13 protein-coding genes are annotated in these 12,548 nt (G+C 60.0%); 6 read left to right on the forward strand and 7 right to left on the reverse strand.

The genetic code is table 11. The features are described from left to right. Window positions 1-73: 73 nt before the first annotated feature. From AX768_RS10935 to AX768_RS10945, 3 genes are read right to left on the reverse strand one after another with little or no spacing between them, the layout of a single operon-like run. The gene (locus tag AX768_RS10935; RefSeq protein WP_061999973.1) at window positions 74-661 is read right to left on the reverse strand and encodes a LutC/YkgG family protein; all 588 of its coding nucleotides are present in this window, start codon (window positions 659-661) and stop codon (window positions 74-76) included. Then, entirely contained in the window at window positions 658-2,067 is a 1,410-nt protein-coding gene (locus AX768_RS10940; RefSeq protein ID WP_061999974.1) for a lactate utilization protein B, read from the reverse strand. Before AX768_RS10940 ends, AX768_RS10935 begins: the two co-directional genes overlap by 4 nt. Continuing rightward, on the reverse strand, window positions 2,064-2,807 hold the full coding sequence (locus AX768_RS10945) for a (Fe-S)-binding protein (RefSeq protein WP_061999975.1): 744 nt from the start codon (window positions 2,805-2,807) through the stop codon (window positions 2,064-2,066). Before AX768_RS10945 ends, AX768_RS10940 begins: the two co-directional genes overlap by 4 nt. Before the next feature lie 998 nt (window positions 2,808-3,805). Between AX768_RS10945 and AX768_RS10955 the strand changes: the two genes are divergently transcribed. The 4 genes from AX768_RS10955 to AX768_RS10970 all read left to right on the forward strand — a co-directional run bounded on the left by AX768_RS10955 (window position 3,806) and on the right by AX768_RS10970 (window position 7,345). Then, window positions 3,806-4,591, forward strand: coding sequence for a FadR/GntR family transcriptional regulator (locus tag AX768_RS10955; RefSeq protein ID WP_061999977.1), 786 nt, complete (start codon window positions 3,806-3,808; stop codon window positions 4,589-4,591). After that, window positions 4,588-5,646: an aldose epimerase family protein gene (locus tag AX768_RS10960; protein WP_061999978.1), complete on the forward strand. Its 1,059-nt coding sequence runs from the start codon at window positions 4,588-4,590 to the stop codon at window positions 5,644-5,646. Before AX768_RS10955 ends, AX768_RS10960 begins: the two co-directional genes overlap by 4 nt. 298 nt (window positions 5,647-5,944) lie before the next feature. Next, window positions 5,945-6,418, forward strand: a complete 474-nt coding sequence (locus AX768_RS10965; RefSeq protein WP_061999979.1) for a CreA family protein — start codon at window positions 5,945-5,947, stop codon at window positions 6,416-6,418. A 162-nt stretch (window positions 6,419-6,580) separates the two neighbouring features. Further along, complete coding sequence (locus tag AX768_RS10970; protein ID WP_061999980.1) at window positions 6,581-7,345, forward strand: DUF4088 family protein; 765 nt, start codon at window positions 6,581-6,583, stop codon at window positions 7,343-7,345. 45 nt (window positions 7,346-7,390) lie between these two features. Here AX768_RS10970 and AX768_RS10975 read toward each other — a convergent pair whose 3' ends face one another. The 3 genes from AX768_RS10975 to AX768_RS10985 all read right to left on the reverse strand — a co-directional run bounded on the left by AX768_RS10975 (window position 7,391) and on the right by AX768_RS10985 (window position 10,404). Further along, complete coding sequence (locus AX768_RS10975; protein WP_231941380.1) at window positions 7,391-9,448, reverse strand: ATP-dependent helicase; 2,058 nt, start codon at window positions 9,446-9,448, stop codon at window positions 7,391-7,393. Window positions 9,449-9,697: 249 nt separating this feature from the next. Then, entirely contained in the window at window positions 9,698-9,952 is a 255-nt protein-coding gene (locus AX768_RS10980; RefSeq protein ID WP_056354457.1) for a hypothetical protein, read from the reverse strand. Between the two features lie 68 nt (window positions 9,953-10,020). Further along, on the reverse strand, window positions 10,021-10,404 hold the full coding sequence (locus AX768_RS10985; protein WP_061999982.1) for a hypothetical protein: 384 nt from the start codon (window positions 10,402-10,404) through the stop codon (window positions 10,021-10,023). 337 nt (window positions 10,405-10,741) lie between these two features. On the opposite strand from AX768_RS10985, the gene AX768_RS10990 reads away from it, so the two are divergent. Further along, the gene (locus AX768_RS10990; RefSeq protein WP_061999983.1) at window positions 10,742-10,963 is read left to right on the forward strand and encodes an RNA-binding S4 domain-containing protein; all 222 of its coding nucleotides are present in this window, start codon (window positions 10,742-10,744) and stop codon (window positions 10,961-10,963) included. A 268-nt stretch (window positions 10,964-11,231) separates the two neighbouring features. Here the strand turns inward: AX768_RS10990 and AX768_RS10995 are convergent, their stop codons facing one another. After that, entirely contained in the window at window positions 11,232-11,456 is a 225-nt protein-coding gene (locus tag AX768_RS10995) for a hypothetical protein (protein WP_061999984.1), read from the reverse strand. On the opposite strand from AX768_RS10995, the gene AX768_RS11000 reads away from it, so the two are divergent. Further along, complete coding sequence (locus AX768_RS11000) at window positions 11,455-12,510, forward strand: NAD(P)-dependent alcohol dehydrogenase (RefSeq protein ID WP_061999985.1); 1,056 nt, start codon at window positions 11,455-11,457, stop codon at window positions 12,508-12,510. The two genes, AX768_RS10995 and AX768_RS11000, sit on opposite strands and share 2 nt — an antisense overlap. The last annotated feature ends 38 nt before the right edge of the window (window positions 12,511-12,548 follow it).

The following is a 12,548-nucleotide window of genomic DNA, read 5'->3' on the forward strand; positions in this document are numbered from 1 at the left end:
TCAGGCCAGGCCGATAAGAAACCCGTTCCGGCAATATAAGCCGGAACGGGTTTTGTACCTCTGGAACGTCGGTTCAAGCCGTGAGCAAGACCACCGTCAACGATCTCACGCCCTGCGCGCCGCGAATCAGCACGCCTTCAATATCGGCTGTCGCGGATGGCCCCGTCACCAGTACTGCGTATCGTGCGTTTTTGAAGTCATCCTGTCTGTACACATCCTGCAGACCATCCACGATCCGCGCCGGATCGAGCAAGACCACGAGATGCTGCACGAGGTAACCGATCGAATTGACGATGTACTCGTCCTCGCTGAACCACACCGAGCCAGTTTCCGCCACGCCGAAGCGCGCACGCACGACGCCGGCATCGACATCCTGCAGCAATGCAGGCGCCATTTCGGGTGAAAGCGCACGGTTTCCATCGATACCCGCAACCGCCGATGCCACGATTGCATCAGCGCCGAAACGCTCGGCCAGCAGCGCACGCACGGTATCGAGCGATTCGCCTTCGACTACCGTGCCGCCCATCGCGGCGAGCGCCGTACGAAAGCGTTCGAGACGCTCGCCGGGAGGGGTATCGAAGAGGGGCACTTCGGGGCGCGGGCGGCCCGCCGGTTGCGCCGCGCGGATCTTGGCCAAGAAGGCTTCACGCGTTGTCGTCATTTCTGCGCTGCCTTGCGATTTTTCTTGTACCACTCGTGGAAGGTTTCAGCCGGCGTTTCAGGCAAGTCGCGCTGACGGCCCCAGATGTTCAGCGGGTTGTACAGCACGAAGTTCGGCAAGCGTTTCAGCGCGCCGCCAAGCGACGCTACCGTGCCGCGATACAACGTAGGACTGGCAAGCAGGCGCCCCGCCATCTTCAGCACTTCGGCCTTCACGAACGGTACTTCATGATTCGCCGCGATGACCTCGCGCCACTTGTAGATCTGCTCGTGAATGTTGACTTTCGTCGGGCAGACATTCGTGCAACTCCCGTTCAAAGTCGATGCAAACGGCAAGCTGCTGAAACGCTTCATATCGTAGGTCGGATTGATGATCGCGCCGATCGGGCCGGAATACGTGAAGCCGTACGACAACCCGCCGCTACGCCGGTAAACCGGGCACGTATTCATGCACGCGCCGCAGCGGATGCATTTGAGCGAGTACCAGAAATCCTCCATCGCGAGGCGCTCGGAGCGGCCGTGATCGACGAGGATGTAATGCATCTCCGAGCCCGGACGCGGCGCGCGAAAATGCGAGGTGTATTGCGTGATCGGCGAGCCGAGCGCGCTACGCGACAACATGCGCACGAACACGCCGAGATCGGAAATCTTGGGAATCAGCTTTTCGATACCAATCGACGCAATATGCAGCGGCGGCACATTCGCCGACAAATCCGCGTTGCCTTCGTTCGTACACACCACGACCGTACCCGTCTCGGCAACTGCGAAATTGCATCCCGTCATGCCCGCCGTTTTCTCGCGCACGAAATACGGCCGCGTGTTCATGCGCTGGCTTTCGGCGAGATAGTGGATGTCGCTGTTCTTGGGATCGGTGCCGATGGTTCGTCCGAACAGCTCGGCGACGTCCGCGCGCAACTTGTGCACGGCCGGCACGACCATGTGGCTCGGATCCTGATTGTCCAGTTGCTGGATGCGTTCGCCGAGATCCGTTTCCATCACCGTGATGCCGCGCGGTTCGATGTACTCGCGCATCTTGCATTCATCGGTGAGCATGGATTTGCTTTTCACCAGCGTGGTCAAGCCGCGCTCGGACATCAGCTTGTAGACGATCTCGTTGTGTTCCTCGGCGGTGGCCGCGTAATGCACGGTGACGCCATGCGACTCGGCTTGCGAGATGAACTGCTCGAGGTAATCGGAGAGATGGGAGAGCGTGTGCTCCTTGATCCCCGATGCCAGATCCCGCAGCGTTTCCCATTCGGGCATGCCGTGCGCTTGCGCATCGCGTTTGCTGCGCAGGTCCCAGAGGCGTTTGTCGTGGAAAGCGACGTGATCCGTTTTCGCGATAAACGCGCCCGCCGCCTTCGCGTGATCGAGCCGCTTGCTCTTTCCCTTCACGACGTCGCTCATGCGCGTGCTCCGTTCAGAACCTGTGCGATGTGGATGAATTGTGCATCGAGTTTCAGGCGCTCGGCGCAGCCTTGCTGATGCATGAGACACGACATGTCGCCGGAGACGATGTATTGTGCGCCCGCGCCGACGTGATCGCGCACTTTGTCCTGCCCCATCCTCACCGATACCGCTTCTTCCGTCACTGAAAACGTGCCGCCGAAACCGCAGCATTCGTCGGGCCGGGTGAGTGTGACGAATTCGATGCCCTTCACGCCTTCGAGCAACGCACGGGGTTTGGAGAAAGGCGCGCCATTGATCTCCGACGCCGATACCTCCTTCAGGTGCCGGATTGCGCTGCAGCTATTGTGCAGTCCCACGCGATGCGGAAATTCGGCCCACGGGAATTCGCGCACCTTGAGGACATCGTGGAGAAACTCGACGAGTTCGTAGGCGCTTGCCCGGACCTTTTTCACCGATGCCGTTTGCTCGATCGCCGTCAGGTGTTCGCGCACGTGATGAATGCAGCTCGCCGAGGGTCCTACTACGTAGTCGTAGTCGGCGAAGTTGCGGGCGAAGACGCGCTCGGCGCCGGCGGCCTCCTTTTGCGCGCCGCTGTTTGCCATGGGCTGGCCGCAGCAGGTCTGCTCTTCGGGATAGTCGACGTCTACGCCCAGGCGTTCGAGCAGCTCAAGCGTCGCGATGCCGACTTCGGGGTAGAACGCATCGATGAAACAGGGGACGAACAGGGCGACTTTCATGGACGGGGTTTGCGCTGGCGCTTGGGGGGTGGGGTTTTTTGTTACCGCTGGGGGTTTTTTGTTACCGCTGGGCGTTTTTTGCTTTTGCTGTGCAGTTTTTTTTGCTTCTGCTGGTCAGCTTGGTCTGACCAAGACTTTAAAGTTTGTGTGGTTTCATGTCAAACTGAGGTTTTACAGGGATGGGGTGGTGCGGGGTCGATGCCGGGTTGTTGCTCTTCAGGTCTTCGCGCGTTACGTCCTGGCTGATTTTTTTAGCACTATTAGCCACTGTCCGTGGCGGGACTTCATTTCTTTTTCCAACGGCGAAAAAGAAACGAAGCAAAGAAAACGCCTCTCCACCGACGGCACATAAGTGTCCCGAGCGTGCAGTGACAACTGTTTGGTACTTCAGAAGAACGCTCGACGCCGGAGTTAAGAACACTTGAAACCCTTCCCCTCCGTAAACGGCAACCCACACGCTTCGCCACCAGTGTGGGAATCCGTTAATGAGGCCTCTGCGCTGCGCGCGCTGGCGCCCAAACGCAGGGGTTGGCTGTACTGGTTTCATTTTGCCCGCGCGAGCCTGGGACCATCGCCGGCAAAGTCTCGGCAAATTCAGAATGCTGTAGCGCCGTCATGTGCACCCGTTGTTCACTTGGGCTAGGTTTCCGTATTGACTGCCACAGTTACTGGTGGCGAAGCGTGTGGGTATCTGTTGACGGAGGGGGAGGGTTTCAAGTGTTCTGAATTCCGGCGTCGAGCGTTCTTGTGAAGTACCAAACAGTTGTCACTGCACGCTCGGGACACTTAAGAATTAGCGGTTGGAAGGCGTTTTCTTTGCTTCGTTTCTTTGTCGCCGTTGGACAAAGAAACGAAGTGCCGCCACGCACAGTGGCTAACAGTGCGAAAAAGATCAGCTAGAACGAAACGCGCGAAGACCTGAAGAGCAACAACCCGGCACCAACCCCAACCCCTACGAACAACCGCCCAATCCCCCACTCCAAACACCGCCCGCCCAAGTGCCAACGCCCCCCTTCCACCCCGTCCACTCCTACCCCCGCGTGCGCATCGCCGATGTCGTCTCCGACCAGATCCGTGCCCTGATCACAAGCGGCGCCCTCCTCCCCGGCCAGCGCCTGCCCGCCGAACGCGATCTCGCCGAACAACTGAACGTCTCACGGCCATCGCTGCGCGAAGCACTGATCCGCCTGGAATCCGATGGATTCATCCGCACCGCTGCCCGCGGCGGCTTCGAAGTGTCTGACGTTACCGCGCCCCTCGTTTCGGCGCCGCTCGCCGCGTTGCTCAGCCAGCATCCCACCGCCAGCAACGACGTGCTCGAACTCCGCCATGGACTCGAATCCCTCGCCACTGCCTATGCCGCCGAACGCGCCACCGGGGCAGACCTCGCGCGCATCGCCGAGGCGTTTCAAGCGCTGAAAACGGCGGCCATCGAACCGAAACGCACACGCATCGCCGAGCACGACGCAGCGTTTCATCTGGCCATCGCCGATGCCACCCACAACCTCGCGCTCGCCCACGTCATGCACGGCTTGCACGAACTCGTGCGCGAATCCATGCTGACGTCGCACCGGCTGGTCGATTACGACGACCAGGTCGAAGCCGATCTCCTCGCGCAACATCAGGCGATCTTCGATGCCATCGTCGCCCGCGATCCACAACGCGCCCGCGACGCCGCCGGCGCACACCTGGACTATGTGCGCACGCTGTATCGTGACAGGCCGCTCAAGGCCGAAGCGCCTCGCCAACCCGCGAAAACCCATAACCCGGAGACCACGTCATGAACATTTCCAGCGCCCATTGGGGCGACCTCCCGGACGGCACGCCCGTCGAACTTCATACCATCAGCCATGACAACGGCTTGCGGCTATCCGTGACGAATCTTGGGGCGGCGCTCGTCTCGTGGTTCGCGCCGGACCGCGACGGTCGGCTCGCCGATATCCTCCTTGGCCACGACACGCCCACCGCCTACACCGAAGGCCCCGCGCACATGGGCGCGACGGTCGGGCGCTGGGCAAACCGCATCGCGGGCGCGCGTTTTTCACTCGACGGCGTCGAATATCCGCTCGAAGCAAACCAGCCGCCGAATTCGCTGCACGGCGGATCGACCGGCTTCAGCTACAAGCTCTGGCAGGCGAAGCACACGGACGAATCGCTCGTGTTCCGGCTTGAATCGCCAGCGGGCGATAACGGTTTTCCCGGCGCGCTCACGGTTCAGGTGACATACACGTTCAGCCCGGCAGGCGAGTTGACGATTGCCTACGACGCCTTCACCGATGCCCCAACGCCGCTCAACCTCACCAATCACGCGTACTTCAACTTGTCGGGCATGCCATCGAGCATTGCCGATCACGAGATCGAGATCGCGGCGGACCACTTCTTCGCCATCGATGAAAACACGATCCCCACCACGCTCGAAAACGTCGCCGATACCCCGTTCGATTTCCGCAAGCCGGCGGCGATCGGACCGCGTATCGAGACACAGGACAACGAGCAGGTGAGGCTCGCGAATGGCGGTATCGATCATTGTTTTGTGTTGCGTTCGATCGGCGCGGTCACCGCACTGCCGGAATTGCAGCACGCGGCGAACGTCTACCATCCGGCGAGCGGCCGTGAGCTGGCTGTATCGACGACCGAACGCGGCCTCGTGTTCTATACGAGCAATCATCTGGAAGGCGAGCCGGGCAAACGAGGTGTGATCTATAAGAAGCACGGCGCGCTGTGCCTGGAAGCGGGCGGATTCCCGAACCAGATCAACATGGAAAGTGCCGAAGACGTCGTGCTGCGCCCGAACGAGCGCTACAGGCAAGTGACGCAATACACCATGAGCGCCCGATAGGAGTCCGCCTACATCCATATAGGACAGGCGCGGCTATCAGCGCATCAGCCTCTTGAGGATACTTGATTCATCAAATCAGATATCGAATGGAGGATGACATGCCCTACCTACTTGGCTGGCTGCTTGGTGTTCCGGTGATCGTGCTGGTGATCTTGTATTTGATCTTTCACTGATCTTTCACTGTACCCGTTTCATCCGGACTGGACGAAGGCGTCGTTACAATACGACGCCTTTTTTTGTTTTTACACTGCCAACGGCATTGCCCCCCGCATTGCCACGATAGCTTCAAAGGATTTCGATGAAACGCGCCCTCCCCGTACTTGCAGCGATCGCTGCCGTCGTCGCCGTTCCCGGTCTTCATGCCGAGGAAATCGCCAGCGTGAACACGAACTTCCGGTTCACCGGGTCGGATCGGGTAACGGTCGAGGCGTACGACGACCCCGGCGTGACAGGCGTCACCTGTTATGTGTCGCGTGCACGCACGGGTGGCGTCAAAGGCACGCTTGGAATTGCCGAAGATCCGTCCGAGGCATCGATTGCCTGCCGTCAAGTCGGTCCGATCAAGATCGACGCGCCGCTCAAGCAGAAGGCCGATATCTTTTCCGCGAGCATGTCGTTTATCTTCAAGACCTTGCACGTGGTGCGTGTCGTCGATGCCAAGCGCAACACGCTCGTCTACCTGACCTATAGCGACCGCATCGCGACCGGCAGTGCGAAGAACAGCGTGACAGCCGTCCCCATGCCAGCGGGCACGACGATTCCCGTGAAGTAATATGAAGGAGCGCACGATTGGAGGCCTTCCTCCATTTGTCTAAAGTTTGCCGTCCCGCTGCCGTTATAAAGACGAAAGGCAATCGCTCTAGCAGCGACGCCGACTGTTTACCCGCGCAAATTCCAAAATTCGATGCGCGGGACGCGCGAACCGGGACACACCATGGGTCAGATTACCCTCTCATTCAAAGACGAAACGCTTGCCGCGCTGCGCCGCGATTTCGATACGTTCATTCGTCTCTCGCTCAAGTTCGACCCGCAGTTCGTCACGCCATCGTTCGAAGATTTCCTGCGCGCAAAACTGCTCGACAATCCCACGCCCCTCACCGAACAAGCCGTCCAGCGCATGCTGCAGAACGGCCAGTACGCATGGGCCAAGCGCGCATTGGACAAGGAATTCCCGGACGTTATCGACATGATGATGCGCCAGGCGGCGGAACACGGTTTCGGGTTCGCTGTGCGCTCGGACTGGTCAGAGGAAGATCTGGTAAAGGCGTCGCGCACATGGGCGACATCGATTGTGAACGAGGCAAAAGGCGACCCGGCGCAAATCGATGCACTTGCCTCGCAGATCAAATCGGCGGCATCGGACATTCAGGATCTCGAGCAGAAGATGCAGACGCCCGCGTGGCGTCTTGCCGATTCATTACGTCAACGCGTGTACGAAACGAGGATCGCGACCGAACACAGCGTGGGATCGACCGCGCGCGAGAAGCTTGGTGAGTTGCGCTGCTTGTTGAGGCTCGGGATGTTTCATGGCTCCGTTTCGAAGCAGGAAGCGCAGCAAGTGCTGGAGCAGTTGCGGTCCCTGAAACCGGAGATATTTATTGAAGAGCCTTATGACGGTTTCACGCGTTTTGGCAACTGGCTGCGCGCGATCTTCACGCCGGAACGCAAGGCGCCAAAGCCATCGCGCGCCGAGCGCTGAGCGCGCGCCGCTGAGCGCGCGCCGCTAAGCGCGCGCCACCGAACCTCACTCCCACATCTTTTTAAGCCGCGCCGCGATATCCAGCTTCGCCTTCGCCGCCGCGGCCAGTCCGGCGGCGGTCGGCGCAACAGGCTCCGGCACATGCGGCCAAGCGCGCGCTTCGAATTGCGGCATCAGGTGCGCGGGAATGAAGCGCGTGCGCGCCGCCCACACATGCCGATCGCCCATGGCCGTCTGGTTGTGCACGTAAAAGCGTTGTGGCGTGACGATGTGCAAATCCTCTTTTGCCCGCGTCATGGCGACATATAAGAGCCGCCGCTCTTCATCGATTTCCTCGTCGCTGCCTGTGCCCATGTCCGATGGAATGCAGCCATCCACGCCGTTCAGCACAAACACGTTCTTCCATTCCTGGCCCTTGGCCGAATGGATGGTGGAGAGAATCAGATAGTCTTCATCGATAAGCGGAACGCCTGATTCGTCGCTCGTGGCATCGGGCGGATCGAGCGTCAACTCCGTCAGGAAACGCTCGCGCGTGGGATACGTCGATGCAATGCTTTCCATTTGCAGGACGTCGCCGTGACGGATCGCCGCGTCTTCATGATTGCGCTCGAGATGCGGTTCATACCAACGGCGAATCATCTCGAACTCAGCAGGCCAGCCGCTTTCACGCGCGCAGACCTTCGCCATCAATCCTGCAAACACCGGCCAGTCTTCACTCGCTCTTGGCGGCGGCACAAATGCCGCGAGCGCTGACGCCGTGTTGCCACGTTCCGCAACCTGATCGAGCACTCGTCCGGCAATGGCCGGCCCGATACCCGGCAGCAACTGCACCACGCGAAAGCCCGCCACACGATCACGCGGATTCTCGGCCCATCGCAACACGGCCAGCACGTCCTTCACATGCACGGAATCGAGAAACTTCAAGCCGCCGAACTTCACGAACGGAAGGTTGCGCCGGGTCAGTTCGATTTCGAGCGCGGCGCTGTGATGCGCGGCGCGAAACAGCACCGCCTGCTGCTTGAGCGTCATGCCGCCTTCGCGGGCTTCGAGTATCTGCTCGACGATGTAACGCGCCTGATCGGCTTCATCGGCCACGGAAACGATCCGTGGACGTTGCGCCGATGTCTTGTCCGTCCAGAGGTTCTTTGTGTATCGCTCGGTGGCGAGTCCGATCACCGCATTCGATGCCGCCAGGATAGGCTGCGTAGAGCGGTAGTTGCGCTCGAGCGTCACGCACTTCGCCGGCGGATCGAAGTGATTCGGGAAGTCGAGGATGTTGCGCACCGTTGCGCCACGAAACGAATAGATGGATTGCGCATCGTCGCCAACGACGGTGAGGCCGCGCCCATCGGGTTTCATGGAAAGAAGAATCGATGCCTGGAGCTTGTTCGTGTCCTGGTATTCATCGACGAGGACGTGATCGAAGCGGCTCGACAGATCCGCTGCAATCGATGGCTCGGCCGCAAGGTGCGACCAGTAGAGCAAGAGGTCGTCGTAGTCGAGCACGCTTTGCTGCTGCTTCGCGTGGACGTAGGCGGCGAAGAGGCGGCGCAAGTCGTCTTCCCATTCGCGGCACCACGGGAACGCCTGATCGAGAACGGTCGCGAGCGACGCGCCGGTATTGACCACGCGCGAGTAGATGGCGAAGCAGGTGGACTTGGCGGGAAAACGCTTCTCCTTCGCCGATAACCCCAGTTCGTGCCGCACGAGGTTCATCAAATCAGCGGAATCTTCGCGGTCGTTGATGGTGAACGACGGCGACAAGCCGACCATATCCGCATAGTCGCGCAGCAAACGCGCGCCGACGCTATGAAACGTGCCGGACCAGGTGAGGCCCTGCGCCATGCCGCTGCGATTACCCAGCGCGTTGGTCGCGATGCGCGTCACGCGCCGCGTCATCTCGTTGGCCGCGCGCCGCGAAAATGTCAGCAGGAGGATTCGGCGCGGATCGGCGCCTTTTACGAGCAGGTGCGCCACGCGATGCGCAAGCGTGTTCGTCTTGCCTGACCCCGCGCCCGCGATCACGAGTAGCGCGCCGGTGGAATGGTCGGCATCGGTTCCGTATTCGACGGCTTCGCGCTGGGCGTCGTTGAGCTTGGTCAAATACGGGGCGACGTCGGGTACGACTCCGGGCGCACGGGCTTGCGCTTCGGTCGAGGAGTCAGCCTCAGTGGCGGGAATGGGCGAAAGCACGTCGCGTGACCTTGAAAGCTCGAAAAACGGGTGACGCACACTGTATATCCATACAACCCGCACACGCAAGCGCTTGATGCAGCAGGCTTTTGGCCCTAAAAAACAAACGGCCCGGCAAGCTTGCGCTTGTCGGGCCTTTCGTCACGCGGCAAAGCGGAATCAATCCGCTTTCTTGGCGTTCTTCAGGTTGGCGTCGGCGGCGGCTTCGTTCGCCTTCGATTGCGACTCGGTCTTCTGCTTGTCGGCCTTGGCCTGCGCGACGTTCGCGTCTTTATCAGCTTCGGCCTGCTTCTTGGCGGCCTTTTTTTCAGCGTGCGTGGGTTCGGCGGTGGTCTGCGCGATCGATACCGTCGCAGCCGTCGCAAAGGCCCCCGCGAGCAAGGCAGCGCATAAACGATGAGTGGTCTTGGTCATGATGTACTCCTTCTATTCTTGTCAAACGCGGCCATCAGGAAACGGCCGCTTTCATCGAAACATCGAGCTTAGTGCTGCAAGTTCGTGTTCTGCGGGCCATTCGGTTCGGCGGACTTGAGTTCGTCGTTGGCCGTTTGCTTGTCGGCCTTCTTGTTGATCTTGGCGTTGCGCACTTGCTCCTTGTACTGTTCCTTCGCTTGCTTGTTGGCCGCCTTCAGGTCCTGTTGCGACGCTTTCTTAGATGCCTTGTACTCCGCGTTGGCCTGAGCGTTTGCATTGCGCTTCTGCACGAGCGGATCGGTCGGCGCCGGAGCCGTCAGGTTTTGCGGCGCGGGCGTGACCTGAGCGGGTGCCTGAGCACCGGCATCGGTGGGCTGCGCAGTTTGGGCGAAAGCAGAACCTGCAACAGCGATGAAAGCGGTACCAAGCAGCATCTTCTTGATTTGCAACATATTCAATTCCTCGCTAGCGATTGTTTTTCCGGGTACTGACTGCAACGCCGGGCAGCGTGTCTCGTGTCCTGAAACGCCCTTGGATCCTGCGCGTTGCAACTGCCCGTCTACCGGACTACATATTACGATTGACCCTGCTACCACCACCCGGTTCAGCGAAACCCGTCACTGTTACCGAAGGTTTCATTTGCTGACATGTTGCAAAGGAACGGATGGCCGGAAATTACCGGGACACGGCAGCTATCGCACACGGCGTGCCTGCCTCGGCATTCGACTGGTTTATCATGTGCGCCCCGATTGGCGCCAGCACCGATCTAAACCCGCAAGGAGGCCCTCAATGCCGCGCCTGGAATTCACGCTCACGGGCGATTACGTCGAGTTGCACAACCTGCTGAAGATCATGGGTCTCGCCGACAGTGGCGGCTCCGCGAAGATGCGCGTGGCCGAGGGCGAAGTGAAGGTCGACGGCAAGATCGAGTTGCGCAAGACGTGCAAGATCCGCGCGGGCCAGACGGTTCTTGTCGATGACACCACCATCAAGATTCGCAAGCCGATATGAACCCGGCACTCGCTGCGCGACGTGTGTGGGAGTGGCAAAGTTTTACATCGGCACGGCTACGAAGGCAGGACCGATAGCGCGATAATCGGCGTTCGGGACCGGTCGCTAACTGCCTGTCACTCAAGCACGTTTTTTTGAGTCGATTTAAAATCATTTCAGGCAGTAACGTTCGGCAGCAATCTTGAACGACGCTGCCGATTGAGCAAGACCCGCGCATCACCCCCGTAACACCCGGACACGCTCCGGCCAGGCGACTCCATCCCGTTAATCATTCCTTCTTTCGCAACGCGTGGACGTCCGCGCATGGACGTCCGATCAAAAGGACCGGCATAACCCTTGCCCGCTTCATCCGGCAATTCTCTTTGCCGGCCTTGCAAATGCTTCCAGGCGCGCGCCCTTCCAACAGGCCGATGACCGGATCATTGAATATTTGTGTCCAGGGCTCGAGCATTTCGCCCAACGCTTTTTTGCCCTCTATCTGGAGCAATTCCATGTACAAGACCAACGCTTACGCCGCACGTTCCGCTACCGAACCGCTCAGCCCCTTCGAGTTCGAACGCCGTGACCTCACGCCGCACGATGTGCGCATCGACATCCTGTTCTGCGGCGTGTGCCACTCGGATCTGCACACCGCTCGCGGCGAATGGGGCGGTACGGTGTATCCGAACGTCCCGGGCCATGAGATTGTCGGCCGCGTGGTGGAAGTCGGGTCGGAAGTATCGAAGTTCAAGGTCGGGCAACTCGCGGGCGTCGGCTGTATGGTCGATTCATGCCGCACTTGCCCGAGTTGTCAGGAAGGCCTCGAGCAATATTGCGAAGGAAGCGGATTCGTCGGCACGTATAACGGACCCGACAAACACACCGGCGGCGTGACCTACGGCGGTTATTCCACGCAGATCGTCGTCGACGAAGCCTTCAGCCTGCATATCCCGGAAAACCTCGAGCTTGCCGCCGTCGCGCCGCTACTGTGTGCCGGCATCACGACCTACTCACCGCTGCGCCACTGGAATATCCAGCCGGGCCAGAAGGTCGGCATCGTCGGACTGGGCGGGCTTGGGCACATGGGCGTGAAGATCGCCGCTGCGCTCGGCGCGCACGTGGTGCTGTTCACGACGTCGCAAAGCAAGGTGGAAGACGGCAAGCGGCTCGGCGCGCACGAGGTCGTGATCTCGAAGGACCCGGATCAGATGGCGAAGCACCTCAACAGCTTCGACTACATCCTGAACACGGTTGCGGCGTCCCACGATCTCGACGCGTTCGTGACGCTGCTCAAGCGTGACGGCGCCATGACGCTCGTCGGCGTGCCGGAACATCCGCATCCGTCGCCGTCCATCGGCAACCTGATCTTCAAGCGCCGCACGCTGGCAGGCTCTCTGATTGGCGGTATCGCTGAAACGCAGGAGATGCTCGATTTCTGCGGCGAGCACGGAATTACGTCGGATATCGAGATGATCCGTATGGACGAAATCGATACCGCGTACAACCGGATGCTCAAGAGCGACGTGAAATACCGCTTCGTGATCGACATGAGCTCGATCAAGCAATAAGCTACAAGGCTTTCGTTCTCTTTTGCCGGTTTCGGGTT

Origin of the sequence: Burkholderia sp. PAMC 28687, assembly GCF_001577465.1 — a bacterium.
GTDB lineage: Bacteria > Pseudomonadota > Gammaproteobacteria > Burkholderiales > Burkholderiaceae > Caballeronia.